Origin of the sequence: Paenibacillus nitricinens (assembly GCF_052056485.1) — a bacterium.
Taxonomy (GTDB): domain Bacteria; phylum Bacillota; class Bacilli; order Paenibacillales; family Paenibacillaceae; genus Paenibacillus_AQ; species Paenibacillus_AQ nitricinens.
Genome location: NZ_CP183948.1, coordinates 5,923,117 through 5,948,245, shown reverse-complemented (window position 1 = coordinate 5,948,245; position 25,129 = coordinate 5,923,117). Strand labels below are relative to the sequence as shown.

Sequence of the window (25,129 nt, the reverse complement as noted above, 5' to 3'; positions counted from 1 at the left end):
ATATACGTGGGAGAAGGTAAGAACACTGGGCGGCATGATCTCTGGTATAAGCAGCCTGCGGCTGTATGGGAAGAGGCAATGCCAGTCGGTAACGGCCGTCTGGGCGGCATGGTCTTTGGCGGAACGGAAGAAGAACTGATTCAACTAAATGAAGACACCTTATGGTCGGGCTTTCCACGGGATACAGCTAATTATGAGGCGCTGCGTCATTTGGCTCCGGCCAAACATTTAGTGGCAGAGGGGGAATACAAGAAAGCGGAAGCACTGGTAGATTCCAAGATGTTAGGCAGACGGACTGAATCCTATCAACCGCTCGGAGACTTGCGAATGAAGTTCAATCTTGGTAGTCCTATAGAGGATTATCAGAGAGAGCTTGATTTGAATCAAGCGCTTGCTACGGTATCCTATACTGCTGGGGATGTAAGGATTGTGCGCGAAGTTTTGGCCAGCAGACCAGATGAACTTATAGTCATTCATATCCATGCAGAGGGGAGAAAGGGTGTGGGCATTCTACCGGATTTCTCGGTGGCTCTAACTTCGCCGCATCCTTCTCGACCAGAGATTACTCCTGACGGTATGCTGATAATGACCGGTCGTGCCCCGTCGCATGTTGCTGATAATTATGTAGGAGATCATCCGCGTGCTGTATTATACGAAGAGGGTCTCGGCATAAGTTTTGCCGCTGCAATGGAGATCCGTACAGATGGCGGTAATTGTAGAGCTGAGAACGGTATATTGTCGGTTTCAGGTGCGCGCTCCATTACGATCCGTCTAGCTGCAGCAACCGATTTTGCCGGGTATGACCGGATGCCAGGAAGCGGCGGTAAGCTACCTTCGGAGTTGTGCCTAGAGCAATTGGCTTTATCTTCTACTGGATATGCGAAGCTGAAGCAGCGCCATCTAGAGGATCATCAGTCCTTGTTCCGCCGCGTGGAGTTGACGCTTGCATCTTCGTCCTCCCGGATAGAGCTTCCCACGGATGAGCGACTAAAACGGTACCAGGAGGGGCAGGCAGATTCTGCGCTAGAAGCGCTGCTGTTCCAGTATGGCCGGTACCTGATGATTGCTGGCTCACGGCCGGGTACACAAGCTCTGAATCTGCAAGGGATCTGGAATCCCTATCTCCAGCCGCCATGGAACAGTAATTATACGACCAATATAAACACTGAAATGAATTATTGGCCAGCCGAGTTATGCGGGTTGGGTGAATGCCATGAACCTTTAATCGATTTTATTACTGAACTTAGTGTGGCTGGCAGTCGTACAGCTAATATTCATTATGGCGCACGTGGCTGGACGGTGCATCATAATACAGATTTGTGGCGTATGACATCTCCGTCAGACGGCAAGGCGATGTGGGCATTTTGGCCAATGGGAGGCGTTTGGCTCTCTCGCCATTTATGGGAACGTTACGCTTTCCGTCCAGATGAGGAATATTTGCGCAACACAGCTTTTCCTTTGTTAAAGGGAGCCGCATTATTTTGTCTGGATTGGCTGGTAGAGCTGCCAGATGGAAGATGGACAACGGGTCTGTCTACGTCACCGGAGAATGTATTCTTGACTGCTGATGGCACGCCATGCAGTGTTTCAGCTGGCTCAGCTATGGATTTATCGCTGATCGATGAGCTGTTCAAGCATTGCATTCGGGCTGCTGAGATTTTGAATACCGATGCCCAGCTGAGGCAGGAGCTGAGTCAGAAACAGGAACGACTCGCTCATCCTGGGATTGCACCGGACGGACGTATTCGTGAATGGAGTGAGGATTTTGCTGAACAAGAGCCTGGGCACCGCCATGTCTCTCATTTGTATGATTTATATCCCGGAAATGTAATTAGTCCTTCCTCCACACCAGAGCTAGCGGAGGCAGCAGCGTTAACGCTTAAGAAGCGCTTGGAAGGCGGGGGTGGACACACGGGCTGGAGTGCAGCCTGGCTGCTTAATCTATATGCACGTTTGAAGGATGGAGGGAGTGCGTATAGCTGTTTACGTCGTATTTTGCAAGATTCAAGTCTGCCGAATTTATTCGGTAATCACCCTCCATTTCAGATTGACGGTAACTTCGGAACTACGGCCGGAATTGCTGAAATGCTCTTGCAGAGTCATCAGGAAGGGCTTGAATTATTACCGGCTCTTCCAGAAGAATGGTCTGAAGGTAGTGTGAAAGGCTTAGTAGCACGTGGCGGCTTTATCACAAATATAGAATGGCGTGAAGGACGCTTAATGAAGGCGGAGCTGACCTCGACTCATGGTCAAATCTGCAGAATTTATAGTCACCAGCCTTTGCTCATTCAAAGTTCTGATGGTTCACGAATAGGGCTAGAGATGGAATTTGAAACCGTAATAGGAGAGACCTATATCATTACACCACAAAGCGAATAAAACACATCGTTCTAGCATATAGACTGTTCTCAGAGTAGAATTATTCTACAGGGAGCAGTCTTTTTTTGCCTAAACGCTCATTATCTATTAAATGGTAGGGTTCGTTATAAGACTATAGGAGCCGGAGGAACGGAATATATATGTGGAAAAAACGCTTCACATTAGTAAAGATCATTCTGGGAGGAGTGATTATATTCGCTGCTATTCCACCGATGATTTATTGGGGCTGGGGTCATGCTTATGCGGCTTCGAGTTCACCCACCCTTCGTTCTGTAAATGAAGTAGCGCAGAAGCTAACGGGTGCAATGAACAACCGAAGGGAGACCATTACTTTTACTTATGAGAGCAAAGGTTCAAATTTGAAAACGAAAATACAAGCGGCCCTGGATCAAGCGATGGCTAGTGACCCTTATTTGTATTACATTATAGACAGCTACGGATATACTTATCGAGGAAGCGCAAGCTCTGTAAAAGTTACGGTGGAAGTGAAATATTTGGAGACGCTGGAGCAGACGGCTTTTGTGAACAAAGAAGTGAAGGCAGCGCTGAAGAAGATCATAACGCCGGGCATGAACAATCATCAGAAGGTGAAGGCGATCCACGATTGGGTTGTGCTTCATCTGAAATATGATACTTCGTATCGTAAATATACGGCTTATGAAGGATTGAAGAGTGGCAGCGCCGTTTGCCAAGGGTATTCGCTGTTGACCTATAAGCTGTTAAAGGAAGCTGGATTCACGAATAAAATCGTTGAGGGTACAGCAAAGCAGCCGGGAGGACGTAGTCAGTTGCATGCCTGGAATCTAGTGTTATTAGATGGACGGTGGTATCATCTCGACACGACTTGGGATGACCCGACACCGGATAAGGCTGGCGTTATTAGTACGGCGTACTACATGAGGACAGATGCACAGATGCGTCAGGATCATAGCTGGACGAAATCCTATCCGGCAGCGTCGGTAGGCTATCATAAGACCTTGTCTGCACTTGTGGAGCGTGGAGGACAGAGTGCAGCTGTGTATAAAAAGCTTCAGAAGGATCTCAATTATGAGCTATATGCCGAGGAGCTAATTGTACGTTCGGTAGGAGATCTGACTCGGCTAGCGAATAAGGCAATGGCCTCCGGTGAGGTGTCTATATTATTCCGCTATCATGGGAGTGGAACTCAGCTTAAGAATGACCTGCAGGAGCTATATAAGCTTGGACTAGAGGATGTATCTTACTCCAGTTCTGCTTTTGACAATACGGGCGATCTCAAAGTGTTTGTGACTTGGGAATAGAAGGATATAAGAAAGGGACATCCCATAAGCCTGAATGGCTGCGGGACATCCCTTTTTGTTTTTTTTACGGGTTCTTATTCGCGAATCTCTTTGTGTATTACTTCAATGATGCCTATAATCTGAAGCGCTGATAACAATTAGGGAAAATCCCCCTGATATTCACCTGATTCGTTGGTAAATATAGAACTCAACCCAATTATTAGGGAGAAATCCCCTAATTCCATTCAGTTTAAGAGCTTTTTATCTATCTTTAGGGTGATTTTCCCTAATTACTTTCACATAGCTTAGCTGTAGTGAACGCCAAAAATGAAGGAGCTAAGCGTTGACAGACTGCTAGGCTCCTTCATTTGCATTCAAACAATGTTTTACTACTCAGATTGCTCAAAACAGCCACTTTTTCAAGTCATTTTATTCTGGGTGAGTACTAAGATCGCATTTATCCAAAGGAATAATACTGCTCTTTCGGAACCAGCGATAGCCGAACCAGATTAAGAGAAACAGCGGTAAGCTGATATAAGAAACGGCGATACCATACCAATCGATCGTTCCACCTGTGAAGGCGCCCATATTCTGACCGAGTATAGCTACAATACAAAGTGCTAAGGCAAAAATAGGTCCGAATGGGAACCATCTGGCCCGGTAAGGTAGTTCATCTAGGGAATGGCCTTGTGCTATAAAGGCACGTCTGAAGCGGTAGTGGCAGACTGCAATGCCTAGCCAGTTAATAAATCCGCACATCCCAGAGGCGTTCAGTAGCCAGTTATATACGGCACCATCACCAAAGAATGAAGCAAGAAAGGCGAGCATTCCGACAGCCGTAGTTACTAGCAAAGCGCCAACAGGGACACCACGGCGATTAAGCTTGCCCAGTGCGCGTGGAGCCATTCCATCCTTAGCCATTGCATACAGGACACGGGTGGAAGCATACATTCCAGAGTTCCCTGCCGACAGTACAGAGCTGAGAATGACGGCATTCATTACGGATGCAGCAATGGCAAGCCCGGCTTTATTGAACACGATCGTAAACGGACTGACTCCGATGTCATCGATGCCACCACGCAGCAGATCTGGATTCGTATAAGGAATCAACATTCCGATTACAAATATAGCAAGGATATAAAAGATTAATATACGCCAGAATACTTGGCGGATCGCAATGGGGACGTTGCGGCGTGGATTCTCGCTCTCACCCGCAGCAACGCCGATTAGCTCGGTACCCTGGAAGGAGAATCCGGCTGCCATAAATACCCCGACGAAGGCAAAGAAGCCGCCGTTGAAGGAACTGCCCCCCATTTGGAAGTTACTGAAGCCTACAGCTTTTCCACCCATAATGCCGAATATCATGAGCACCCCGACAATAAGGAAGGCGATAACGGTAATGATTTTGATAATAGCAAACCAATATTCTGATTCCCCATAGCCACGAGCAGATAGGAAATTCAGACCGAACATCAGTAGAAGGAACACCAGACTCCAGAGGAAGGAAGGACTGTCCGGGAACCAATATTTGATGATAAGGGTAGCCGCTGATAGCTCTGCTGCAATCGTAACCGCCCAGTTATACCAGAAGTTCCAACCGATGGCGAAACCAAAGCCGGGGCTGACAAAACGAGTGCCGTAGGTACTGAAGGACCCGGAGTCCGGTAAATAGGTGGCGAGCTCTCCAAGACTAGTCATGAGAAAATAAACCATTACCCCCACAGCGGTATAAGCCAGAAGGGCTCCACCAGGTCCTGCTGAAGCGATCGCGCCGCCACTGGCTAGAAACAGACCCGTCCCAATAGATCCGCCTAGTGCGATCATGGTCAAATGTCTTGCTTTGAACGATTTTTTAAGCGCAGGCTGATTCATGTTGCCTTGCGCTGGGTTGTGCTGATTGCCCTGCATGAATATGACACTCCTTATGATCTAATCTTACTGTTCATGAACGGGGAGCGCTGAGCTGCTTACTCCCGCAATGCGGGAGGTATACTTCGTGATTCCAGAAGGTTATGGATAACTGTACGAAACATACAAATTCTGTAAACGCAAAGAAGCCGCAAACTATGTCTGCGGCTTCCATCTATACAGCTCCGCATCATACTCCCTGTGAAGATAGCGCAACACACTGCAGTCTGCTACTTACGCAGGCTGTACAATGTGACAGTTCCGTGCCTTTCGGCAACGGCCCCAGCCTGCACCGCTGTAAGAGCTACAGCACAAGCTTCGGCGGATATTCCTTTCGGCGTGATTCATAGACGGCTCTAACGTCTCCACACGCGTACTTTTTATATCCGCGACCTCTACCTCATCTTAGTATGACGAGGCTATCTTTACTTCATTCATTTATAAACAACAGGAATTAGTATAAAGCAAGTTTACTTCTCAAAGCAATGACAAAATCAGGTACTTCCGTGTTAATTACGGCGGCGCTCTGACATCTGTTGCCATACAGTACCTGCTGCGGCTTCACCTGAGGCGATACGCTCCAACGCCATCTTGGCTTGAAGGCCAACCTCGAACTCTGGATCATCCGCTGCAAGTGTAAGCGCATCTTGAGCTTCAGATGTGCCAACTTCGTAAAGAAAACGAGCTGCGCGCCAGCGGACAAGCTTGCTCTTATCCGTTAGTGCTGCCGTCATCACTGGCGTGGCGGCAGGATCGCCGATGTCGGATAGCGTATCGCCAGCCGTACGTCTTACGGCTGGGGCGCTGTCAGCCATCGCCTCATAGAGCAGCTCCATCGCCTCAGGTGTGCGAAGGTCGCCTAGATACACGACAGCAAGCCTGCGAATATGCAGCTTGGGATCGTGTAGCGCTGCCTTAAGCTCCGGCAGGAGCTCCGCCGTCGGTGTAAGATCCTCGAGCGCGGCGTACCGCACGCGCCAATCCTCATGCTTCAGGTCTCGCAGCAGCTCATCCTGCGTGCGAGTTCGTCTCTGCTCGACGAACTCACCTTCGGCTCCGTGCGCAATAGCTTGCTGCACGAGGGAGTCGAGGCGTTCCTGCGGATACGCTGCCTCGATTTCTTGCTCGACCTCGCGCGCAATGTCCGCGGGCTCGCCATAACGCACGCCGTAATCGGTGAGCTTGCGCTCTTTGATCATTACGGCGCTAGCCACATCCATAACCGCTTTAGTAAAGCGGTTAGCTAAGGATATGCGCTCTTCATTCGCGCCTGTTTTTACGCGGATTTGCATCGGAATTCCGCGGAACAATTGGACGAAGACTTGCGCTTCCCCAAAATGCGCACCGGCATTCTCGTCAGCCAGACTCCAATCTCCAGTTAATCCTTCGTTGCTCCCGAAGCGGCTTTGAACTTCCCTTAGAATGGCCGCCCAATCGGCGTTGCCTTTGCGCTCAAGTGCTGCAAAGTCAGCGGCATGATAAATGCTAGTAACGCCCGGTATCGTTAACATTTCACGTGCCCAAGCAGGTGCGGAACGCTCACTTTCTGGCGTATAGGTCTTGCGAATTCCGAGTTCTAAACTTTCGTCCAAATGTAGCTTCATCGTATTTGGACTTGGAGTCGGTTCAATAAAAGTAATCTTCATACGTAGCTCCCCCTTGAACGGTATATGCACCGCCATACTTTATACACATATTATCTCATTTCTGGCGTGAAACCAAAAGAACTCTTCTATTATTTCGCTAAAGTCTGCCATTGTGAGGAATAAAAGGGCGAACCTTTATCATGCTATTTGTATATTTTGCAAAATACGCTGCTGTTCAATATAGTTGTAGTATATTCGCAAAAGCTAGGATTGCCCGGTAAACTTCTGAAGAAGAGGTGTTGTATGCCTAAAACTCGTTACCATAACGTCGATAATGTAAGTACCGATAAATCATTAAAGGAATTTCGCCAGTGGCGTGAGGAGCGTCGTCGCAAGAAGAAGGACTATTCTTATGTTGTACCGAATACGCCGCCCAAAGTATCTTATCTGTCTGAGAATCGATTGGAGAATACCATTACGTGGATTGGGCATTCAACATTTTTCCTTCAATATGAAGGGATGAATATCATTACAGATCCCATCTGGGCGAGAAGGCTAGGCTTTGAAAAAAGACTGGGACAACCTGGGATTCCACTTAGCGAAGTGCCACCGATTGACCTGATTCTGATTTCGCACTCTCATTATGACCATTTGCATATCGCCTCTATCCGTAAATTATATCGGGCAGGGACAACGCTTGTAGTTCCTGTTGGTCTGAAGCGTAAAATGCTTCGCAAAGGGTTCCACAACTGTGTGGAAATGGAATGGTGGCAGGAGATTAAGCTAGGTAAGATCAAGCTTAGTTTTGTTCCTACTCAGCACTGGACGCGGAGAACGCCATGGGATACGAATACTTCTCATTGGGGTGGGTACATCTTGGAGCCCGCTGACTCCGGAAATCAGAAGTCTTCTCCAAATCTTTATTTCGCTGGGGACAGCGGTTATTTCCCAGGCTTTAAGGAGATCGGAAACCGTTATAAGATCGATATCGCGCTTATGCCGATTGGGGCCTATGAACCGGAATGGTTCATGACCTCTCAGCATGTAAATCCTGAGGAAGCCATACAAGCTTTCCTAGATGTAGGGGCGGAGACCATGATTCCGATGCATTACGGTACCTTCAGACTTGCTGATGATACCGCCCGGGAAGCGCTGGATCGCATGGAGAAGGCCCGAGTTAAACACGCGATTTCGGAGGAAAGAATTCGTATACTCGGTTATGGAGAAACACTGGTCGTACAAAAGGAGAATCGCACATCTGGGGAATAATTGAAAAAATTCCTCCTTAAAAGTTGTCGCTGTAAAACAGCTGGAATAAGTTTCGCAGGAGAGAGATCAGCTTAAATGCCTATTTCACGGGATTTTTGCACTGATTTTATGCTATAATGAGCCGAAACCCTAAAGTGAAAAGGATGGTAATGCGTAATGATTAGCACAAGCGGCGTAACACTCCGCTACGGAAAACGCGCTCTCTTCGAAGATGTAAACATAAAATTCACCCCTGGTAACTGCTATGGTTTGATTGGTGCCAATGGTGCTGGTAAATCAACCTTTCTGAAAATTCTGTCTGGGGAGATTGAAGCGAACACGGGTGATGTTCATATAACACCAGGTGAACGCCTTGCAGTTCTGAAGCAGAATCATTTCGAGTACGATGAATTCCCGGTACTTGAAACAGTAATTATGGGTCACACTCGTCTTTATGAAATCATGAAAGAAAAGGACGCGCTTTATGCGAAGTCAGATTTCACGGAAGCAGATGGCCTACGTGCCGGTGAGCTTGAAGGCGAATTTGCAGAACTTAATGGCTGGGATGCAGAGCCGGATGCGGCAGCTATGCTGATCGGTCTTGGTATTATGCGTGAACTGCATGATAAGAAAATGGCCGAACTGAGCGGCAATGAGAAGGTACGGGTACTCTTGGCACAAGCCTTGTTTGGCCGTCCAAATAACCTCCTGCTCGATGAGCCTACCAACCACTTGGATCTAGAATCGATTGGCTGGTTAGAGAACTTTCTCATGGATTATGAAGGTACTGTTATCGTCGTATCCCATGACCGTCACTTCTTGAACAAAGTATGTACGCATATTGCGGATATTGATTTTGGCAAAATCCAGATGTACGTTGGTAACTACGACTTCTGGTATGAGTCCAGTCAGCTTGCTCAAGCTTTGCAGCGTGATTCGAACAAGAAGAAGGAAGACAAGATCAAGGAACTGCAAGCCTTTATTCAGCGTTTCTCGGCCAATGCTTCCAAGTCTAAGCAGGCGACTTCTCGTAAGAAACAACTCGAGAAAATTACGTTGGATGACATTCGTCCATCTAACCGTAAATATCCGTTCCTCAACTTCAAACCTGAACGTGAAGCAGGTAAGCAGCTTCTGACAATCAGTGGATTGACCAAATCGGTTGAAGGTGAGAAGGTTCTTGATGAAATCAGCTTTGTAGTTAACAAAGGTGATAAGATTGCTTTCGTGGGTCCTTACTCCCAGCCTAAATCGCTGCTGTTTGATGTGATCATGGGTGAGCAGGAAGCGGATGCAGGTGAATATGCATGGGGAGTCACTACAACTCAAGCTTATTTCCCGAAAGACAACTCCAGCTATTTCGATGGCGTGGACATGAATCTCGTAGAATGGCTGCGTCAGTATTCTAAAGATCAAGATGAGACGTTCCTACGTGGATTCCTTGGACGGATGCTGTTCGCCGGAGAAGAAGCACTGAAGAAAGCAAGCGTATTGTCCGGGGGCGAGAAGGTTCGCTGTATGCTGGCGAAGATGATGCTGAACGGTGCGAACGTGCTTGTATTCGATGAACCTACCAATCACTTGGATTTGGAATCCATTACGGCACTGAATAACGGACTGATCGATTTCGACGGGACTATTCTATTCACTTCCCATGACCATCAGTTCATCCAAACGATTGCTAACCGTATCATTGAGATCACACCTACAGGTGTAATTGATCGCACGATGACATACGATGAGTATTTAGAGAATCCAGAAATTAAGGAAATGCGCCAACGCATGTATCCTGTAGAAGTATAATATTTACTTTCCGCCGTTATGCGGAAGGAACCCGTTAAGCAGCTACTCTAATCCTAATAGGATTGGAGTAGCTGTCTTTATAATTTCTATTTTGAAAAGATAACGGCAGGTGATGCTTGTGGACAGAACTATTTTTATTATGAGGCATGGGGAGACCGAATTTAATACGGAAGGTCGTTACCAAGGCCAATTGGATTCACCTCTGACTGAGCATGGAATGGATCAAGTCAGACAAATGGGCAGGCTGCTTCGTTATTCGGTGGATCATCCCTCCGAATGGAAGGTGATTTCAAGTCCACTTGGGAGAGCGCTGCAAAGCACACAAATTTTGTGTGATATCTTAGGTTATGATTTCAATAAAGTAGAAACGGATTCTAGGTTAAGTGAGGTTTCCGTTGGTTCTTGGTCAGGGTTAACGCTTAAGGAAATTGAGCAGGGCTGGCCGAATAGTCTTGAAGATACGACTATGTATGATTGGTATTTTCGTTCACCAGATGGAGAGAGCTATGAAGCGGTTCAGGAGCGTGTCACAGACTGGCTTGATAGCTTGTCCTCCACTCCGCGGGTCATTGCGGTTACACATGGATTAACAAGTAGAATTCTACGGGGAGTATACGCGGGGCTTGCAAGACAGGACGCCTTATCACTTGAGGTTTCCCAAAGCGCATGTTTTCAGTTGGCTAATTATACAATAAAGAGAATCAGTTATGAATTTGATGAGTTCTAGCCCATCCATTAAGGCAGACGAACGCATAAAAGGCTGCGTTGTCCCTGAGGGATACGCAGCCTTTTATGTTTATAAAATAGTGCTAGGATCCGCCGGTACGACGGCGTTGGTTGCTAGGCTTTTTGTTATTCTGACTTTTTAGGGGTTTAGCGGATCCGGCCTGGAAAGTTGATCCAGGTTTAGAGGAAGATTGTTGTTTCTTCTGCTCCAGCTTTTGCCGGATAGCTTCAGCTAAATTGATTTTTCCTTTTTCATTGTTTTCGCTCATTATGATAACCTCCTTTGAAGCAAGTCCTTCACTTTATTCTAATTGTTTTTAAATGCTGCTACAAGGGCAAGAATAATTGAAAGAATTCTTTTCTAACAAAACAGAAAACGAGGAGATAGCCAAAATGGTTGATATTTACGAAGATATACGTAAAGGCGAGCGTGGCGCTTGGGTTAGTATAGCCGCTTACCTCATTTTATCGACATTCAAGCTGGTTAGCGGTTATCTATTCGCCTCTAGTGCATTGGTCGCGGACGGTGTCAATAATTTAACTGACATCGTAGCATCTGCAGCCGTGTTGGTTGGTCTAAAGATTTCGCGGAAGCCACCTGACTCTGACCATGCTTATGGACATTTTCGGGCAGAGACAGTAGCTGCATTGTTGGCTTCATTTATTATGGCGGTAGTAGGTATTCAAGTGATTGTGGAGGCGGTGCGGTCCTTTTTCGATCGTGCAAAGGAAACCCCGCAGCTATGGTCTGCTGGTGTGGCCCTAGTGTGTGCAGTAGCAATGATGGGAGTATACATATACAACAAAAGGCTGGCTAAGCAGATAAATAGCAGTGCACTCATGGCAGCGGCGAAAGATAATTTTTCGGATGCTATGGTTAGTATAGGTGCTGCTGTTGGGATTGTAGGTGCGCAGTTCGGACTGCCGTGGATTGATTCTGCGGCGGCAGTAGTTGTCGGACTAATTATCTCTAAGACGGCATGGGATATTTTTCGTGACTCGACCTACCGGCTTACGGATGGCTTTGATGAAGATAGATTGATGGATCTACGTAGTACGATTGCTCGAACACCGGGAGTAGAGGGGATTAAAGATGTGAAGGCACGGGTGCACGGGAACCATGTACACGTGGATGTTGTAGTGGAGGTAGACGCGAATATTACAGTGGTGGAAGGTCATAGGATTAGTGATTCCATTGAAGAGAGAATGAGCAAGCTACACAATATTATGAATGTACAGGTGCATGTGGAACCTAAAGATTAAATTGAAAAATTCTATTTTAAGGAAAAAACAAACATATTCAAGGAGGATTCAAGACTTTAGTCCTGTGTTTTACCATAAAGTGGCATGATTATATGTGCAATTTGGAGCATGTTCCAAATCCCGGGCAAGCCTATAATGAGGGCATAAAGGAATGTAGTACACACCTTTGTTGAAATCTCATCATGGTATTGGGGGAACGTATGATTAAATCACATAAGCAATTAACAGCATCCTTATTGGTTTCAGCTGCAATTGTTGCAGGTTTAGGAGTATCTGCTCTTGGAAATGCAGCAGCAGCCTCAAGTCCATCAAATTCAGTTATGGCAGCAGCAGCCGGTCAAACAGCGGTCATCGAGGCAAGTGTTCGCCTTCGCAGTACACCTTCTACAAGTGGAGAAGTAGTGAAGTATTTGCAAAAGGGAGATCAAGTGCAGATTGTGGCACAACCGAATAGCTATTGGTATCAGGTGAAAGCAGCGGATGGATCCGTAGGCTATACAAGTGCAGATGATAAGTATATCAGCGTAAATTCATCATCAGTAGGTACACCAACAACACCATCAGCACCATCAGCACAAACGGGAACCATAAAGTACGGAGTGAATCTTCGAACTACACCTTCTACAAGCGGAAAAGTACTGAGACTTCTGAAGAAGGGAGAACAAGTACAGCTTCTGGCACAGCCGAACAGCTCCTGGTATCAAATTCAAACCTCTGATGGTAGCATTGGATATATAAGTTCAAATGATCAATATACTTCGTTCGCTAATAATGGGGGGACTGGGACGGTAACGCCGACACCGACGCCGCCAGCACCAGTACCACCTATTTCTACACCTGGGGCTTCTGCCCAAATCGAGAGTGTAATCTCAGCAGGTATGGGCTATCTTGGGACACCTTATGAGTTTGGTTCCAGCAGATATGATACAAGTACCTTCGATTGTTCTGATTTTATCCGGCAAATTTTCATGGATGGTGTGAATCTGAAACTGCCTGCTGATTCCCGTCAACAGGGAGATTGGGTGAAATCGAATAGTACGGTAGTTACGTCTATTTCCGGTTTGAAACGCGGCGATCTAATGTTCTTTATGGATTATAAAGGGAACTCCGCTTCAGCGTATGAAGGGGTCGACAAATCTAAGGCAAGAATATCGCATGTTGCTATGTATCTAGGAGATGGACAAGTTCTCCATACGTATTCCGTAGCTTCAGGCGGGGTGAAAGTAGATAAATTAAGCGCTTCTTGGACGAATCGTTTCCTCTTCGGGGGATCGGTCATCCGATAATTATATAGGTATACAGAAGCGGCAGCATCGCATGTTTGTGACGGGTGAACAAAGGCGGCGTAAGCGCAAAAGCTACCCCCTCAGTAGAATGATCTACTGAGGGGGTAGCTTTTTGTATATATAAGAGTTTATATGTTCCGTTCTATAAATTATCTTTATATTTCTTGCTTAAACACTTGCCGTCCTTATAGGGACGCCGAAGGCATTTATGCTTGTTATTATCTTTTTTGTACTAATTACATAATTACATTTGCAGCAACAGGAACCTTTACCCACGCTTTTCCTAGCCAAGTGTAGATTTCTCTCCATTCATTGCCCCAAGTATCCGTAATCACTTCACCTGTGGTATCTAGCGTTTGAGCGCTAAGCCAGCCTGCGGGAATCATACTGCCAACTGAAAAGTGGAAAGCTGTTTTTTCGGTTAGAACAATTTGTGGTGTGGCTGGAGTAATATCCGATGGGGTAATGATCGTTTCAAAAGATGTTGTGTAAGTGCTTCCATTTGCGGTCGTAGAATCTGTAGTTGTCCCTGTTACCTCTGCGGCTGATGCTGTAGCTGCTATTGAAGCCATAAGTCCCAAGGCAACTGTAATGCTGGCGAATTTTTTCATGTTAAGTTCCTCCTCATTATGATCTAATTTCAAAACTTTTTCTTATTTTCTCAAGTGACATCTGTGTGGGAATGACCTATACTTTCTGCATGATGAATAAGATATATGGATAGTTATGGGAGGAGGCTACATCGATCTACCTCTGCGTCCCGTGAAGAGGGAAACAACAAACAGAACCAAGAATACGAAGAATAGTATCTTTGCAAGACCAGCAGCGGCTGCTACAAGATTGAAGAAACCAAAGATACCAGCGATTACAGCTACAACTAGCAGAATTGCGGACCATTTTAACATTACATATCACCTATCCTTTTTTTGATTTGTAGTCATTGTATAAACGGGGACTTTGATTCTGAAACAAAGGGGAGCAGGGAGTTTTGACAACGCTCGACAGATTGTTTCGGCATATGGTAGTAGGGGTAACTATGCAGTATACAAGGCTGATTAGCCACTATTTATGAGATTTGGAAGGGGTTATGAATATGATCATTGAACTTAGTGTAGCTCTCGTTGCCATCGCATTCGCAATACTTGTTTTCTTTCTAATTAAGACATTGCAGTCAGCGAAGCAATCTCTTGACAAAGTAAGCCAGACCTTGGTGGAAGTGCAGAAGACGATGGATGAACTGACTTATGAAGTGAAGACTACAGTCAGACATGCAAATGAAATTACCGCTGATGTACAGAATAAAATTCAGAAGATTGATCCTGTCATAGATTCTGTGAAGAATTTGGGAGAAGTTATGAATGAGTTGACCTTAACCGTTAAGCAAGTTTCAGTAACTGTGATTGAAAGATATCGTAAATCACATGAATTGAGGGAGAAGCGTAAGGGGGTATCCTTAAAAGAAGCTCCGCTGACTCCAGCTGAGGAACGTACGGTAAACTCTTATGATGCTGTTAATAACGAGAAAGCACCGGGGAAAATAGCTACTGTGTTAAAAAGTGTAGATGTAGCTGCAACTCTTTGGAAAAAATTCCGTCATTAAAGTTAAGGCAGCAAGTCCTCTGTAAATGGCGGCTGCAGATAAGAAAGGTGGGATAACAACATGAACATTATCATTCTTTTGTTTAGTCTACTTTCCCCATACTTTGATGCGTCTCCACAGTTGACGCCTATCTCAACTTTTAGTGATCAGCCTAAGACAGTTCTCACATTTGAATATTCCTCAGAAACGAGCCCTTCTATAAACCGGTTTGATTCACTGCAAGGTGTTGCTTTATATGCTACGAAGGAAGAATTGCTTCTGGCCAAGGGTGATCCGCTTGCGGTAACAAATGATCCATTGCAAGGGACAGAGGAGTACCAATATGCAGATGTGACAGTGGGTGTTGGTGAGGGGTTTGTGCTGTATGTGCATGTCTCACCATCTCAAGCACAGCAGTTTGGTCTACAGGTAAATGGGGCGGGAATTGATCCCATGAAGGATAATGTGCAATCTACCTTGGGTAAACCGTATTTTATAGCCGAAGATGGAGATGTGTATATGAGAGGAAATAATGCGCTCAAAATATATCGAAATTTAGCAGGTGAATTTGAAGGTATTGATTTATTTGATAGTATTTCTTCTTAATATGTTTCACTTTTGATCATTTTGGTTAATAAATAGGGGCTGTCTTTACCATAGAGTAACCTCCCGAACCACTACATGTAGTGGCTCGGGAGGTTACTTTGCTGAAGGCGTAAATGAACCTATTACTATATTTACATATATTAAAAATAGAAATAACACATTTAAATAGCGTATGATATAGGTAATGAGTCGCAGAATTTTTCGTTCGTAATACTATTCGTGTGAGGTGAAGATGATGAGAATCTTAATCGTAGATGACAATCCGACTAATGTTATCATTATCCGTGAAATCCTGAAAAAAGAAGATTACCGAAATTTCGTAACCGCATCCTCAGCAAAAGAGATGCTTACGCGGTTGGGTATCGGTTCTGTGAGTGAAGATGGACGTCCTCGGATGTCAGATATCGATCTGATTTTACTGGATATGATGATGCCGGAAATGGATGGAATCGAGGCATGTCGTGTTGTGCAGCAATACGAACACCTGAAGGATATTCCAATAATAATGGTTACAGCTGTTGGAGATTCCAAGAAGCTGGCAGAAGCACTGGATGCAGGTGCAGTAGATTATGTTACGAAACCCATTAACAAAGTGGAACTGATGGCCCGAATTAGGCTCGCGCTGCGGTTGAAGCGAGAGAAAGATTGGCATAAGGAACGAGATCAGCGAATTCAAGAAGAATTGAGACTGGCCGCACTTGTTCAGAATGCTGTGTTGAGCTCGCCTCTTCAGGAAGAGAATTTTGAGGTCAATGCCATCTATCAGCCATCCTCTGAGCTTGCCGGTGATTTATACGCGTGGTACCCCCTTGGTGATGGCCGATATGGCGTGATCCTGCTGGACATTATGGGACACGGAATATCGTCATCTCTTTTTTGTATGTTTCTTGCTTCTGTATTAAAGGACACGGTAACTACGTATGTAGAGCCGGAAAAGGTAATTCAGGAGCTCAATCGAAGGTTTAATCAGCTCTATATTGAGAAAAAGTTGATCCAATACTACTTTACGACCATTTATCTTGTGATAGATACCCGTATGAAACGTATTGACTACGTTAACGCCGGGCATCCACCAGCGCTGTTTTTTGAAGGCGAGGCTAAGACTCCAGTCATGCTGGAGAGTAACTGTCACCCAGTAGGTCTGTTTGAACGGATCGATATTCAGCCACAGAGCTTAACCTATGAAGATGAAGGGCATTTAGTTCTTTATACAGATGGTCTATTGGAACTGGTTGAGGGTGAACAAGAAGAGCAGCTTAAATTTATGATTCAACATTTAAATGTTGAACATAAGTGGAACGAAGAAGCTATTCGGGCTGCATTTTTCAATGTAGAGGTTCCTAAAGAGCGTGATGATGATAAATGTATTGTGTGGATCTCACTGAAGAAGGGAACAGATAGAGAATGAAGATAAAGGCTAAACTCTTAATTGGCTTCAGTGCCATGTTAGCGATTATGCTTGCACTTACGATGATAGGATACGACCGCTTAAATTATATGAATGACCAACTGGAAGGTTATCAGGACAGATATATGAAGGGGCGGTCTTCTTCGGGGATGCGTGGAGAAGTCAATGATATGGCGCGAATATTGACCACGACCATGCTAAGTGCAGATGCATCATCGGTAGAATCTCAAAAGAATGAGATTGATAAAAAGATTAATAAAGCGAATGAGCACTACGAGAAAATAAAAGCGTCGATGACCAGCGCTGAAGAGATGCAAATGGTTAGTCAAATAGATGATGCGTACACCTCTTATTTAAATTATCAGGAAAAGGTATTGAAACTGCTATCGGCTGGTTATTTTCAAAATGCCAGCACATATTCCAACACAGAGGGACAAGCGATTCAGAATGCCGTGTTAAACGCTCTGAACAGTCTCTCTGATTATAATGCGTTTATTATGAACGAAGAGAGTACGAAGGCCAACGAAGCTTATAAAAGTTCGACTCAGATGGTAGTTCTTATGATGATTCTGGGCTTACTTCTCGGACTTGGAGTAGTTCTTTGGATCATCCCTAGCATCACACGGGGGCTTAATGTCGTTTCGATGATGATTACCAGCTTTGGCAACGGTAAAGTGAGAGCCATACGGCGTATAAAGGTTACTACTAAAGATGAAATTGGTGAGGTTGCTCTCGTCTTTAAGAAGATGGCTTTAGATCTTGAACAGAAGCAGCAAATGGAACAGGCCTATGCGCAAGCGCAGAATGACCAATCCTGGCTGAATGCGAATGTTGCTCAGGTGACGGAACTATTGCGAGGTGTTAGCTCCTTGGATCAGGTCTCACAGACCTTCATCAATGAGTTTACCCCTGTGCTGGGAGCACAGTTCGGAGCTGTATATTTAAAAGATGCCAATCGTCCTGATTTTTTACGAAGCAGTGGATATTATGCAGTAGATAACGATAAGAAACCTAAGGACGGGTTTATGATTGGAGAAGGGCTAGTAGGACAAAGTGCGCTCGATATGCACCCCATTAGACTGGAGAAGGCTCCTGAAGACTATTCATCCGTCAAGTCCGGATTTGTGGATGCGCAACCTAGATATATTTCTATCCATCCGCTTATTTTTGAAGACGAACTGCTGGGTGTAGTAGAATTTGCTTCATTCCAACCTTTTAGCAGTTTGAAAAATGATTTGCTGCAACAACTTGCGAATAATTTAAGTATTATTTTTAATAATATTAGCCGTCGTTTGATCGTGGAGAAATTATTGCGTGATTCACAAGCTCTTACGGAAGAGCTGCAGTGTCAGTCGGAGGAATTACAGACTCAGCAAGAGGAATTGCGTCGTTCCAATGAGAACTTGGAAGAGCAGACGGATGCGCTTAAACGTTCGGAAGAACTGCTCCAGCGTCAGCAGGAAGAACTGGAGCATTATAATACGGAACTTATTGCCAAGACCCGCGCTTTAGAGGAACAAGTGCAAGAGGTTGAAGAGAAGAAAGATGAAATTGAGCATGCAAAAATTCAATTAGAGAAACAGGCCAAACAATTATCTGTGACAAGTAAATATAAATCAGAGTTCTTGGCGAATATGTCTCATGAATTGCGGACTCCACTTAACAGTCTCTTGATTTTATCTCAGCTTCTTACGGAGAATAAGGATGGCAACTTGTCAGAGAAACAGGTTGAATTTGCACATACGATTTATATGTCAGGTGCAGACTTGCTTAAGATGATTGATGAGATTTTGGACTTATCCAAGGTTGACGCTGGCAAGATGGAACTGAACCAAGAAGAAATTAAATTAACGGAGCTGAAGAGCTTTGTGAAGCAGAATTTTGCTCCGCAAGCGCTCAAAAAGGGACTTTCTTTAAAAATCACCTTTAACGAGCCATTACCAGATAGCGTCATTGCCGATGGTCATCGGTTGAAGCAGGTGCTAAGAAATCTACTTTCTAATGCTTTTAAGTTTACGATGGAAGGGTTTATTGAGTTCTCGGTTAGCCAAGCAGATGACAATCTTATTCCGCTGGATCTGCCGAGTGAAGTTGAATATATTGCTATTGCTGTGAAGGACAGTGGAATTGGTATACCGGCGGACAAGACCGATATTGTGTTTGAAGCTTTCCAACAGGTGGATGGGACAACCAGCCGTAAATTTGGGGGGACAGGCTTAGGTTTATCCATTAGCCGTGAGTTAGCGCGTTTAATGGGTGGAGCTATTGTGCTGGAATCCCGTGAGGGTCAAGGCAGTACCTTTACTATGTATTTGCCGGTTATAGGGAATTATAATAAACAACCCGCAGTAATAGAAGCTGCTGCTTCTAGAGAGGATCGGGCCTTCGAAGAATATATCGGAGATATGCTTCCAACCCTTGTACCAACGCCAGTCCATGAACCTATTCCACAATTGATGATCGATGATGACCGTGATCATTTGACTGCAAATGATAAGGTTCTGCTTATTATTGAAGACGATGAGAGCTTTGCGAAAATATTACTGGATATGGCTCATGGCCGCAATTTCAAAGGGCTTGTAGCCCTTCAAGGCGATACTGGACTGCAGATGGCGAAGACTTATCTACCTGATGCAATTATTCTAGACATTCAGCTGCCTGTAATGGACGGTTGGACCATCCTTAGAGAGTTAAAAAGCGCATCTCAGACCCGCCACATTCCTGTCCATGTCATCTCTGTAAATGATGAAGTGAAGCAGGGGCTTATGATGGGGGCTATGGCTTATTTAAGAAAACCATCTTCTAGAGAAGCTCTAGAGCGGGCGTTCTCGCAAATCGAGAACTACACCTCCAGTACGTTGAAATACTTGCTGATTGTTGAGGATGATGAGATTCAGCGTCGTTCTATCATGGAATTGATCGGTCACGACGATGTGGCTATAACCGCAGTTTCAACTGGCGGGGAGGCACTGAGTGAGCTACGGAAGCAGAGATATGATTGTATGGTTCTGGATCTGATGCTTGAGGATATGACTGGTTTCGATCTGCTGGATCAAATTCGTGATGATGAGGAATTAAATGATCTACCTATTATTATTTATACGGGTAAGGATTTGGATGGCAAAGAAGAGACACAGCTACGCAAATATGCGGAATCAATTATTATCAAGGATGTACGTTCTCCAGAACGGTTATTAGATGAGACTACGCTGTTCTTGCACCGGGTAGAAGCCAATCTTCCGGAAGATAAACGTAAGATACTGCAGAAGCTTCATAATAAAGAAGAATTGTTCGAAGGAAAGAAAATACTGCTCGTCGATGATGATATTCGCAATGTGTTTGCGCTCTCCAGTGTACTCGAAGAGTATCATATGGAAGTGAAGTTTGCGGAGAATGGACGCGAGGCGCTGGAAATGCTGGTAGAGCAAGAAGATTTCGATCTTGTACTAATGGATATGATGATGCCGGAGATGGACGGATATGAGGCTATGCGCCGGATTCGCGAGATGCCGCAGTACAAGAAACTGCCTATTATTGCGCTTACCGCCAAAGCTATGAAAGAGGATCGTGCCAAATGCATTGAAGCGGGGGCCTCTGACTATATGAAGAAGCCAATCGCAACGGGTCAACTTCTATCTTTAATGCGAGTCTGGCTGTATTCGTAACCTCAATATTGGGGTAATACTTTAAAAGAACTAACAAAAAGCCATTCTTCAAAAGTACGGCGTGTTGATAAGGGAGTCGGGATAACAATGAAAGCAATAGAACACGGATATGAAGAGCAACCCGTTCTGGCGGGAAGTGACGAACTGGAGCAAATTGAGATTGAGCTGCTTCTTGATGGGGTACACCGTTTATATGGCTATGATTTCCGGAATTATGCGTTGCCTTCATTAAAACGACGCATCTGGCATCATGTTCATGCGGAGAATGTACTCACCATATCCGCGCTGCAAGAGAAGGTTCTGCATGATCGGGCTTGTTTTGAACGATTTGTCTACAGTCTCTCTATTCCTGTTACTGAAATGTTCAGGGATCCGGGATTATTTCTAACTTTTCGCCAGAAGGTAGTTCCATTGTTAAGAACCTATCCCTATATTCGTATCTGGCATGCTGGATGTTCCACTGGGGAGGAAGTTTATTCCATGGCCATCCTGCTTCATGAAGAAGGGCTTTATGATAAGGCTCGAATTTATGCCACAGATATGAATGAGCGTTCTTTACAGCAGGCTAAGGAAGGCGTTTATGATATTAGCAGAATGAAGCAATACACAAAGAATTATTTGGAGGCAGGAGGTACTCGGGCATTTTCCGAATACTATACTGCGAAGTATAATTCAGTTATTTTACAACCTTATTTACGCAAAAATATTATTTTTGCTGAGCATAATTTAGCTACTGACACTTCATTTAATGAATTTAATGTTATTTTCTGCCGAAATGTAATGATCTATTTCAATGATGAGCTTCGTGATCATGTTCACGGGTTGTTTCATGAAAGTCTAAGTCGCTTTGGAATCCTTGTTCTGGGCTCTAAGGAGTCCATTCACTTTACGAAATATAGCGATTGCTATGAATCTTTAGACAGAGTGGAGAAAATATACCGTAACATAAAATAACGCATGTGGGAGGGTGGTCCTATGGGGTTTCAAGAACCAATTCATATACTACTAGTAGACGACCGTCCTGAAAATTTGCTGGCGCTGGAGGCAGTGCTTGAGAGCCAGCATTACGAGCTAATTAAAGCTACCTCCGGTGAAGAAGCGTTGCGCTGTTTGTTAAGGTATGATTTTGCTGTCATTGTACTAGATGTACAGATGCCGGGTATGGATGGAATTGAAACTGCAAAATTGATCAAGGCCAGAGAGAAAACGAAGGAAATTCCGATTATTTTTATCTCTGCCAATAGCAAAGAAGCGGAGCATTTATTCGCTGGCTATTCGGCAGGGGCTATTGATTATATGGTCAAGCCGTTCATTCCACAAATTTTGAACTCTAAGATACAAGGCTTTGTCGAAATGTACATCACGAGCAAGAAGCATCAGACTCAAACCATGCTGCTGCAGCAAAAGACGAAAGAACTGGAAATCATTAATAGTGAGCTTATCAAGGCAAAAGAAGAGGCGGAGATCGCCTCGAAAGCAAAGTCGGAATTTCTAGCCATGATGAGTCATGAAATTCGTACACCTATGAACGGCGTAGTTGGTATGATCGATCTATTAATGGAGACGGATCTTACTTCTGAGCAAAAGGAATATTCAGAGATCATTCGGAAAAGTGCAGACACGTTGATTACGGTAATTAACGACATTCTTGATTTTACTAAAATGGAATCCGGAAAAATGGAAGTTGAAGAGCACTTATTTGAACTCCGAAATTGTATTCAAGAGGTGTTCAGTCTCTTTTCGATAGAAGCGGGAAAGAAGAACCTGGAGCTCGCTTATTTTATTGATCAGAAATTGCCTCGGCTTTTATATGGGGATATGGCTCGTTTACGCCAAGTTCTAATTAATCTGATCGCTAACGCAGTGAAGTTCACAAATCAAGGTGGGGTTTATCTAGTCGCCTCGATCAAGAGCGTTGCGGATCATAAGATGGAAGTTGAATTCACAATTATGGATACGGGGATTGGTATTTCTCCGGAGAAATGTGACCGATTATTTGAGCCCTTCTCGCAGCTTGATTCTTCCATGACACGGAAATATGGGGGAACAGGTCTGGGATTAGCTATATGTAAATCTCTTGTCGGAATGATGGGCGGAGAAATCCGGGTAGAATCGATGGAGCAAAAAGGAGCCACTTTTATATTTACGATTCAGGCATCCATGCCAGGAGAAGATTTGATAGGTGGATATCAAGAAGAGGAATCCACGCATCTTGTTCCCAATCAAGAGGGGAGAAGTAGAATCCTTGTTGTGGATGACCATCCGATTAATCAGCGTCTAATGGTCAGCATGCTGGATAAGCTGGGCTATGCGGCCGATATGGCTGAAGATGGTCAACAGGCTGTGGAGATGGCGATTAAACGTCCTTATGATTTTATCTTTATGGACCTTCAGATGCCAGTGATGGATGGCTTGGAGGCAACCGCTCAAATTCGTCGAGAGGGCGGTCCTGCTGCCGAGAAGACCGTTATCATTGCAATGACGGCGAACGTCATGGAAGGGATTCAGAATCGCTGTAAGGCCTCTGGAATGGATGATTACATCAGCAAACCGCTGAAGATGAGTAGTATAAAACAAATTATTTCTCGATATTCTAGTAGCGACAATGTATTAGTAGAACCTGATATATCTATTTTTCAAGCGTAATCTAGTATTTACCAATTCATTTTTTTAACGTTATCTGATTCAAAGGTATATCATTAAGGTTATTAATATAGAAAATATTTGTTCAGGAGAGATCGTCTAATGAATACGCATAAAAGTAACAAGTTCCATGCTAAGACAGAAACCAAAGGGAATGTATGCACAGTTTTCCTGAGTGGTGAACTTGATTTATCAGTGGCTTCCGATTTCCGCCTGGTTATGGAGCCACTTGTGGGAGATACCAAACTAGATTTAGTTATTAATCTAAAAGAATTAAAATACATTGATAGCACAGGGATTGGTATTCTACTTTCGATCCTGAAATCAAGACAAGGAATGGACGTTAAGTTTATGGTTGAGGATGTTCCTCCACAAATTCAGAAGCTGTTTGACATGACTGGTATTTCCAAGTTTTTTGCCTCCCAAGAGAATTCCCACTAGGAAAGGATAGAACAAAGAATGAGTGATGATGTGCAAAAAGTAATTCTTCAGTTGCCTGCTAGCGCAGAGTATGTGGATATTGTTAGGTTGAATTTATACGGCATTGCCTCGAAAATGGGTTTCACCTATGAGGATATAGAAGACATGAAAGTGGCAGTATCAGAGGCGTGTAACAATTCAGTATTATATGCTTATGGCCAAAAAGACGGAGTAGTAGATGTTATTTTTGAGGTAGAGGAAAGCTCCTTATCCATTACAGTCAAAGACGAAGGGGAGAGCTTTGACGGCTTGGACAAGTCTAATGAACGTATGACACTGCACGATAAGGAGTTAAGTGACGTTCAGGTTGGCGGGTTAGGGTTCTACTTAATGCAAGCGTTGATGGATGACGTTAGTGTTGTAAGTGAAGCCGGAAAAGGGACGGTGGTAACTTTGAAGAAGCACCTTAATTTTAGCGAGGAGAAAGTATGAGTGACAAAGTGACTCCCCCCGAGTCCATGAATGAAGCAGTCACCCAAATTTGGGAGTATCAGCAGACCAAGGATAACGATCAGGCGACGTTGCTGATACAGAAATATGAGCCTATGGTAAAAATGGCTGCTGGGAAAATTTCCCGTAATCGCCCCGACTTGTATGAGGATTTATATCAGGTCGGGCAAATGGCGCTCATCCGGTTACTGCAGCAATATGATATCAGTCTCGGAATCCCTTTTGAGCCCTATGCGATGAAAAGCATGATTGGACATATGAAGAATTATTTACGTGATAAATCTTGGTACATACAGGTTCCTAGACGGATTAAAGAAAAAGGAGCGCTTGTTCAACACGCGATTGATGAACTTACAGTGAAGCTTGAGCGTTCTCCTGCGGTCGATGAGATCGCTCATTATCTTGATCTGTCTGTTGAAGAAACTGTAGAAGTACTGGCAGGCAGAGAATGTTACCATTACGTATCTCTGGATTCACCGCTTTCCCAAGAGGAGACTGGAGCTACGCTAGGGGAGCTTATCAGCTCTGATGCGAACGATTACGAGACTGTAGAGAAACGAATGGATCTGCAGCAAGCACTAGGACAATTGAAGGAGCAAGAGCAGCAGGTATTATTGCTAGCCTTCCAAGATGGTCAATCCCAGCGGGCAATCGCTCAGAAGCTGGGGGTTTCACAGATGAGCGTTTCACGGATACAGAAGCGGGCCACTGAGAAGTTAAAGCAGATTATGGCCAACTCATCCTATTGAGCTCCTTTATGTGTAATATACATTACCTGGATTTGAATTTTACTGTTCGACGATAAGGACATGCCTCTCTCCGTGCCTGGAGAATAGCATG

21 protein-coding genes and 1 riboswitch are annotated in these 25,129 nt (G+C 44.6%); of the genes, 16 read left to right on the top strand and 5 right to left on the bottom strand.

Going from position 1 to position 25,129, the window contains the following annotated elements:
- The first annotated feature begins 6 nt into the window (after positions 1 to 6).
- Complete coding sequence (locus ACN6KS_RS26465) at positions 7 to 2,379, top strand: glycoside hydrolase family 95 protein (protein ID WP_341135756.1); 2,373 nt, start codon at positions 7 to 9, stop codon at positions 2,377 to 2,379.
- A 140-nt stretch (positions 2,380 to 2,519) separates the two neighbouring features.
- Complete coding sequence (locus ACN6KS_RS26460; RefSeq protein ID WP_094872455.1) at positions 2,520 to 3,659, top strand: transglutaminase domain-containing protein; 1,140 nt, start codon at positions 2,520 to 2,522, stop codon at positions 3,657 to 3,659.
- 408 nt (positions 3,660 to 4,067) lie between these two features.
- Here the strand turns inward: ACN6KS_RS26460 and ACN6KS_RS26455 are convergent, their stop codons facing one another.
- The gene (locus ACN6KS_RS26455) at positions 4,068 to 5,546 is read right to left on the bottom strand and encodes an amino acid permease (protein ID WP_373455899.1); all 1,479 of its coding nucleotides are present in this window, start codon (positions 5,544 to 5,546) and stop codon (positions 4,068 to 4,070) included.
- A gap of 200 nt (positions 5,547 to 5,746) precedes the next feature.
- A riboswitch (Lysine riboswitch) is annotated at positions 5,747 to 5,952 on the bottom strand.
- Positions 5,953 to 6,055: 103 nt separating this feature from the next.
- Entirely contained in the window at positions 6,056 to 7,192 is a 1,137-nt protein-coding gene (locus ACN6KS_RS26450; RefSeq protein WP_440962448.1) for a virulence factor, read from the bottom strand.
- Between the two features lie 243 nt (positions 7,193 to 7,435).
- Here ACN6KS_RS26450 and ACN6KS_RS26445 point away from each other — a divergent pair, with 243 nt between their 5' ends.
- From ACN6KS_RS26445 to ACN6KS_RS26435, 3 genes are all read left to right on the top strand, one after another.
- The gene (locus ACN6KS_RS26445) at positions 7,436 to 8,401 is read left to right on the top strand and encodes an MBL fold metallo-hydrolase (RefSeq protein ID WP_440960820.1); all 966 of its coding nucleotides are present in this window, start codon (positions 7,436 to 7,438) and stop codon (positions 8,399 to 8,401) included.
- 156 nt (positions 8,402 to 8,557) lie between these two features.
- Positions 8,558 to 10,183 (top strand): ABC-F family ATP-binding cassette domain-containing protein, encoded by a 1,626-nt coding sequence (locus ACN6KS_RS26440; RefSeq protein ID WP_094872450.1) that lies wholly within the window; start codon positions 8,558 to 8,560, stop codon positions 10,181 to 10,183.
- 118 nt (positions 10,184 to 10,301) lie between these two features.
- Positions 10,302 to 10,910, top strand: a complete 609-nt coding sequence (locus ACN6KS_RS26435) for a histidine phosphatase family protein (RefSeq protein ID WP_341135754.1) — start codon at positions 10,302 to 10,304, stop codon at positions 10,908 to 10,910.
- 82 nt (positions 10,911 to 10,992) lie between these two features.
- On the opposite strand, the gene ACN6KS_RS26430 is transcribed toward ACN6KS_RS26435, so the two are convergent.
- On the bottom strand, positions 10,993 to 11,178 hold the full coding sequence (locus ACN6KS_RS26430) for a hypothetical protein (RefSeq protein WP_094872449.1): 186 nt from the start codon (positions 11,176 to 11,178) through the stop codon (positions 10,993 to 10,995).
- A 124-nt stretch (positions 11,179 to 11,302) separates the two neighbouring features.
- Here ACN6KS_RS26430 and ACN6KS_RS26425 point away from each other — a divergent pair, with 124 nt between their 5' ends.
- Both ACN6KS_RS26425 and ACN6KS_RS26420 read left to right on the top strand, forming a co-directional pair.
- A complete protein-coding gene (locus tag ACN6KS_RS26425) occupies positions 11,303 to 12,172 on the top strand; it encodes a cation diffusion facilitator family transporter (RefSeq protein ID WP_042191865.1) in 870 nt (289 codons plus the stop codon).
- Positions 12,173 to 12,372: 200 nt separating this feature from the next.
- Entirely contained in the window at positions 12,373 to 13,458 is a 1,086-nt protein-coding gene (locus tag ACN6KS_RS26420) for a C40 family peptidase (protein WP_440960819.1), read from the top strand.
- A gap of 236 nt (positions 13,459 to 13,694) precedes the next feature.
- On the opposite strand, the gene ACN6KS_RS26415 is transcribed toward ACN6KS_RS26420, so the two are convergent.
- Positions 13,695 to 14,069, bottom strand: a complete 375-nt coding sequence (locus tag ACN6KS_RS26415; protein ID WP_094872446.1) for a hypothetical protein — start codon at positions 14,067 to 14,069, stop codon at positions 13,695 to 13,697.
- Between the two features lie 126 nt (positions 14,070 to 14,195).
- On the bottom strand, positions 14,196 to 14,363 hold the full coding sequence (locus tag ACN6KS_RS26410) for a DUF1328 family protein (RefSeq protein ID WP_042131050.1): 168 nt from the start codon (positions 14,361 to 14,363) through the stop codon (positions 14,196 to 14,198).
- 188 nt (positions 14,364 to 14,551) lie between these two features.
- On the opposite strand from ACN6KS_RS26410, the gene ACN6KS_RS26405 reads away from it, so the two are divergent.
- The 9 genes from ACN6KS_RS26405 to ACN6KS_RS26365 all read left to right on the top strand — a co-directional run bounded on the left by ACN6KS_RS26405 (position 14,552) and on the right by ACN6KS_RS26365 (position 25,038).
- Complete coding sequence (locus ACN6KS_RS26405; protein ID WP_094872444.1) at positions 14,552 to 15,058, top strand: DUF948 domain-containing protein; 507 nt, start codon at positions 14,552 to 14,554, stop codon at positions 15,056 to 15,058.
- A 60-nt stretch (positions 15,059 to 15,118) separates the two neighbouring features.
- The gene (locus ACN6KS_RS26400) at positions 15,119 to 15,643 is read left to right on the top strand and encodes a hypothetical protein (RefSeq protein ID WP_440960818.1); all 525 of its coding nucleotides are present in this window, start codon (positions 15,119 to 15,121) and stop codon (positions 15,641 to 15,643) included.
- 235 nt (positions 15,644 to 15,878) lie between these two features.
- Entirely contained in the window at positions 15,879 to 17,051 is a 1,173-nt protein-coding gene (locus ACN6KS_RS26395) for a SpoIIE family protein phosphatase (protein WP_094872441.1), read from the top strand.
- On the top strand, positions 17,048 to 20,716 hold the full coding sequence (locus ACN6KS_RS26390) for a response regulator (RefSeq protein ID WP_094872440.1): 3,669 nt from the start codon (positions 17,048 to 17,050) through the stop codon (positions 20,714 to 20,716). The genes ACN6KS_RS26395 and ACN6KS_RS26390 overlap by 4 nt, the downstream gene beginning before the upstream one ends.
- A gap of 87 nt (positions 20,717 to 20,803) precedes the next feature.
- The gene (locus ACN6KS_RS26385; protein WP_076300661.1) at positions 20,804 to 21,670 is read left to right on the top strand and encodes a CheR family methyltransferase; all 867 of its coding nucleotides are present in this window, start codon (positions 20,804 to 20,806) and stop codon (positions 21,668 to 21,670) included.
- Positions 21,671 to 21,691: 21 nt separating this feature from the next.
- A complete protein-coding gene (locus ACN6KS_RS26380) occupies positions 21,692 to 23,362 on the top strand; it encodes a response regulator (RefSeq protein ID WP_094872438.1) in 1,671 nt (556 codons plus the stop codon).
- A 99-nt stretch (positions 23,363 to 23,461) separates the two neighbouring features.
- Complete coding sequence (locus ACN6KS_RS26375; RefSeq protein ID WP_042131044.1) at positions 23,462 to 23,800, top strand: STAS domain-containing protein; 339 nt, start codon at positions 23,462 to 23,464, stop codon at positions 23,798 to 23,800.
- Between the two features lie 18 nt (positions 23,801 to 23,818).
- Positions 23,819 to 24,271 (top strand): anti-sigma B factor RsbW, encoded by a 453-nt coding sequence (gene rsbW / locus ACN6KS_RS26370; protein WP_042191848.1) that lies wholly within the window; start codon positions 23,819 to 23,821, stop codon positions 24,269 to 24,271.
- A complete protein-coding gene (locus ACN6KS_RS26365; protein WP_042131042.1) occupies positions 24,268 to 25,038 on the top strand; it encodes a sigma-70 family RNA polymerase sigma factor in 771 nt (256 codons plus the stop codon). Before rsbW ends, ACN6KS_RS26365 begins: the two co-directional genes overlap by 4 nt.
- The last annotated feature ends 91 nt before the right edge of the window (positions 25,039 to 25,129 follow it).

What these genes read in the sequence shown, in the direction of transcription:
- ACN6KS_RS26380 (WP_094872438.1), top strand. Translation starts at nt 21,692, where the DNA reads ATGGGGTTTCAAGAACCAATTCATATACTACTAGTAGACGACCGTCCT.
- ACN6KS_RS26375 (WP_042131044.1), top strand. Translation starts at nt 23,462, where the DNA reads ATGAATACGCATAAAAGTAACAAGTTCCATGCTAAGACAGAAACCAAA.
- ACN6KS_RS26395 (WP_094872441.1), top strand. Translation starts at nt 15,879, where the DNA reads ATGAGAATCTTAATCGTAGATGACAATCCGACTAATGTTATCATTATC.
- ACN6KS_RS26405 (WP_094872444.1), top strand. Translation starts at nt 14,552, where the DNA reads ATGATCATTGAACTTAGTGTAGCTCTCGTTGCCATCGCATTCGCAATA.
- ACN6KS_RS26400 (WP_440960818.1), top strand. Translation starts at nt 15,119, where the DNA reads ATGAACATTATCATTCTTTTGTTTAGTCTACTTTCCCCATACTTTGAT.
- ACN6KS_RS26425 (WP_042191865.1), top strand. Translation starts at nt 11,303, where the DNA reads ATGGTTGATATTTACGAAGATATACGTAAAGGCGAGCGTGGCGCTTGG.
- ACN6KS_RS26445 (WP_440960820.1), top strand. Translation starts at nt 7,436, where the DNA reads ATGCCTAAAACTCGTTACCATAACGTCGATAATGTAAGTACCGATAAA.
- ACN6KS_RS26415 (WP_094872446.1), bottom strand. Translation starts at nt 14,069, where the DNA reads ATGAAAAAATTCGCCAGCATTACAGTTGCCTTGGGACTTATGGCTTCA.
- ACN6KS_RS26450 (WP_440962448.1), bottom strand. Translation starts at nt 7,192, where the DNA reads ATGAAGATTACTTTTATTGAACCGACTCCAAGTCCAAATACGATGAAG.
- ACN6KS_RS26430 (WP_094872449.1), bottom strand. Translation starts at nt 11,178, where the DNA reads ATGAGCGAAAACAATGAAAAAGGAAAAATCAATTTAGCTGAAGCTATC.
- ACN6KS_RS26455 (WP_373455899.1), bottom strand. Translation starts at nt 5,546, where the DNA reads ATGCAGGGCAATCAGCACAACCCAGCGCAAGGCAACATGAATCAGCCT.
- ACN6KS_RS26365 (WP_042131042.1), top strand. Translation starts at nt 24,268, where the DNA reads ATGAGTGACAAAGTGACTCCCCCCGAGTCCATGAATGAAGCAGTCACC.
- rsbW (WP_042191848.1), top strand. Translation starts at nt 23,819, where the DNA reads ATGAGTGATGATGTGCAAAAAGTAATTCTTCAGTTGCCTGCTAGCGCA.
- ACN6KS_RS26390 (WP_094872440.1), top strand. Translation starts at nt 17,048, where the DNA reads ATGAAGATAAAGGCTAAACTCTTAATTGGCTTCAGTGCCATGTTAGCG.
- ACN6KS_RS26440 (WP_094872450.1), top strand. Translation starts at nt 8,558, where the DNA reads ATGATTAGCACAAGCGGCGTAACACTCCGCTACGGAAAACGCGCTCTC.
- ACN6KS_RS26410 (WP_042131050.1), bottom strand. Translation starts at nt 14,363, where the DNA reads ATGTTAAAATGGTCCGCAATTCTGCTAGTTGTAGCTGTAATCGCTGGT.
- ACN6KS_RS26385 (WP_076300661.1), top strand. Translation starts at nt 20,804, where the DNA reads ATGAAAGCAATAGAACACGGATATGAAGAGCAACCCGTTCTGGCGGGA.
- ACN6KS_RS26420 (WP_440960819.1), top strand. Translation starts at nt 12,373, where the DNA reads ATGATTAAATCACATAAGCAATTAACAGCATCCTTATTGGTTTCAGCT.
- ACN6KS_RS26460 (WP_094872455.1), top strand. Translation starts at nt 2,520, where the DNA reads ATGTGGAAAAAACGCTTCACATTAGTAAAGATCATTCTGGGAGGAGTG.